The following is a 2,558-nucleotide window of genomic DNA, read 5'->3' as shown; positions in this document are numbered from 1 at the left end:
GACGGTTATTTCACCTTCGTCGGCCGCTCCGACGACGTATTCAAGTCGTCCGATTATCGCATCAGTCCGTTCGAGCTGGAAAGCGTGCTGCTCGAACACGAGTTGGTCGCGGAAGCGGCTGTCGTGCCAAGTCCCGATCCGATCCGGCTTGCCATTCCCAAGGCCTATGTCCTGCTGGTGCCAGGCGCAGCGCGTTCGGCGGATACGGCGCGATCGATCTTCGTTCATCTGCACGAGCGACTTGCGCCGTTCAAACGTATCCGGCGAATTGAACTCGTCAGCGAATTGCCGAAGACAATCTCCGGCAAAATACGCCGCGTGCAGTTGCGGCGCCTCGAACGCGACAATAACCGCAACGATACGCTGCGTGGCGACGAATTCCGCGAGGAAGATTTTCCGGAGTTGCAAAGGGTGCGATCCGACTAGTGCGGTTAATCTCGAGTTCCTGGGTCCTCGGCAAAATCAGCAATGGAAATTAAAAAGGCAAAATCGCACGAGCTTTAAATGGACTGCCAGAGCTCCCTTGATTCCAAGTTCGCATCAGGGTTGCCGCAAGTGCTTGCGAACGTCGAATCGGAGCTCTGGGTCTCAGAGATGATGGAATGAACGAAGTCTGGAAGAAGCCGCCGGTCTCGCTTGCATCCTATCAGGCAATGGTCGGGCAGGAGATCGGCGTGTCATCCTGGCATCTGGTCGATCAGAACAGGATCAACGTCTATGCCGATGTGATCGAGGATCACCAGTTCATCCACGTCGATCCTGAACGTGCCAAACGCGACACCGCGTTCGGGAGCACGGTCGCTCACGGCTTTTTGACGATGTCGCTGCTCAGCATCATGTCCTACGAGGTCATGCCGGTGATCGAAGGCACGACGATGGGCGTGAACTATGGCTTCGACAAGCTCCGCTTCATCTCGCCGGTGCGCTCAGGCTCGCGCGTGCGTGGGCGGTTCAAGCTGATCGGAGCGAAGTTGCGCAAACCCAAGGAATTGCAGTCGCACACCAACGTCTCGGTCGAAATCGAGGGCGAGGACAAGCCGGCTCTGGTGGCCGACTGGATCGGCCTGATCTATTTTGCTTGAACGGGTCGCGTCATGGCGGGGCTGAACACTTGTCCCGGCCATCCACGTCTGTTTTGGTGGCACCGGCAAGAAAGACGTAGATGCCCGGCATAGGCGAGCTGGAGCGATGGCGAACGGCTATGGCGGGGCATGACGAGGAAGAGAGAGCGGGAATTTATCCATGACAATCAGGTTTGACGGACGCGTCGCCATCGTTACCGGCGCGGGTAATGGTCTTGGCCGCGCCCATGCACTCGGGCTGGCGAGCCGAGGGGCCAAGGTGGTGGTGAACGATTTCGGCGGGGCGCGGGACGGTACTGGCGGTTCGCTTACGCCGGCTGAAGCCGTGGTCGAAGAGATCCGCAGAGCCGGCGGCGTGGCAATGGCCGATGGGGCCGACGTCTCCGATTTCGAACAGGTGCAGGCGATGGTCGATCGTGCCACCAGGGAGTGGGGCAGCGTGGACATCCTGTGCGCCAATGCGGGCATCTTGCGCGACAAGTCCTTTGCCAAGATGGAGGTCGCCGATTTCGCCAAGGTGCTGGACGTGCATCTCACCGGCACTTTCTATTGCTGCAAGGCTGTGTGGGGAGGCATGCGCGAGCGCAACTACGGTCGCATCGTCGTCACGACCTCCTCGTCGGGCCTGTTCGGTAATTTCGGTCAGGCGAATTACGGTGCAGCCAAGGCCGGCATCGTCGGTCTCATGAACGTGCTGGCGGAAGAGGGCCGCAAGAACGACATTCGCGTCAACACGATCTCGCCGACCGCGGCGACGCGGATGACGGAGGAATTGTTGCCGCCGCAGGCGCTTGCGCTGATGAAGCCGGAAGCGATTACGCCGGCGGTGCTTTATCTTCTGGCTGAGGATGCGCCGACCCGCACCATCATGGGCGCGGGCGCTGGCTCGTTCGCCGTAATCCGGATCATGGAAACCGAAGGCGTGAATTTTTCGCAAAGCCAATGGACTCCGGAAGCAATCGCTGAGCACTTTACCGAGATCGCCGACATGTCGACAGCGAAAGCGCTGGAAAATGCGTTTCAGCAGACCAACAAGTATGTCAGCCAGGCCGCGGCCCGCGCCGGCGTGAAGCTGTAGGTCGTTGACTGCACTCCGCTCCGGTCTCGGCTGTCGAGGCCGGGCCTGGCCCAGCCCTCCACGAAAGCCACAGGAAGGGAGACATGGATGCCCGGAGCATAGGCGAGCGGAAGCGACGCCGTTCTTCGAATGGCGATGCCCGGGTATGACGACCTTTTCCGGATTGAGCGCTGCATGTCCTCAACGACCATCGATGTCGCCGTCATAGGCGCCGGTCCCGCCGGGCTGATGGCGGCGGAGACGCTGGCGCAAGGCGGTGCGCGCGTCACGGTCTTTGACGCGATGCCGTCGGCGGGACGAAAATTTCTGATGGCCGGCCGCGGGGGACTCAATCTCACGCATAGCGAGCCGCTCGAAGCGTTTCTGTCGCGTTACCGAGGGGCCGCACCGAAGCTCAG

At 60.7% G+C, this 2,558-nt stretch carries 3 protein-coding genes and 1 pseudogene; all 4 read left to right on the top strand.

Annotated elements, in window-relative coordinates:
* Positions 1-426 (top strand): annotated as a pseudogene (locus NEZ08_RS11185) (AMP-dependent synthetase); the annotation flags it as partial.
* A 176-nt stretch (positions 427-602) separates the two neighbouring features.
* Positions 603-1,082 carry a MaoC family dehydratase gene (locus NEZ08_RS11180; protein WP_298106809.1) on the top strand — a complete coding sequence of 160 codons (480 nt, stop codon included), beginning with the start codon at positions 603-605 and terminating at the stop codon, positions 1,080-1,082.
* A gap of 160 nt (positions 1,083-1,242) precedes the next feature.
* Positions 1,243-2,160 (top strand): SDR family NAD(P)-dependent oxidoreductase, encoded by a 918-nt coding sequence (locus NEZ08_RS11175; RefSeq protein ID WP_298106807.1) that lies wholly within the window; start codon positions 1,243-1,245, stop codon positions 2,158-2,160.
* Positions 2,161-2,334: 174 nt separating this feature from the next.
* A partial coding sequence (locus tag NEZ08_RS11170) for an FAD-dependent oxidoreductase (protein WP_298106805.1) occupies positions 2,335-2,558 on the top strand: 224 nt, incomplete at its 3' end.

The organism is Bradyrhizobium sp., from assembly GCF_027451485.1.
Classification (GTDB): Bacteria; Pseudomonadota; Alphaproteobacteria; order Rhizobiales; family Xanthobacteraceae; genus Bradyrhizobium.
The sequence above is the reverse complement of the archived record's forward strand: the minus strand, read 5'-3'. Positions and strand labels throughout refer to the sequence as shown.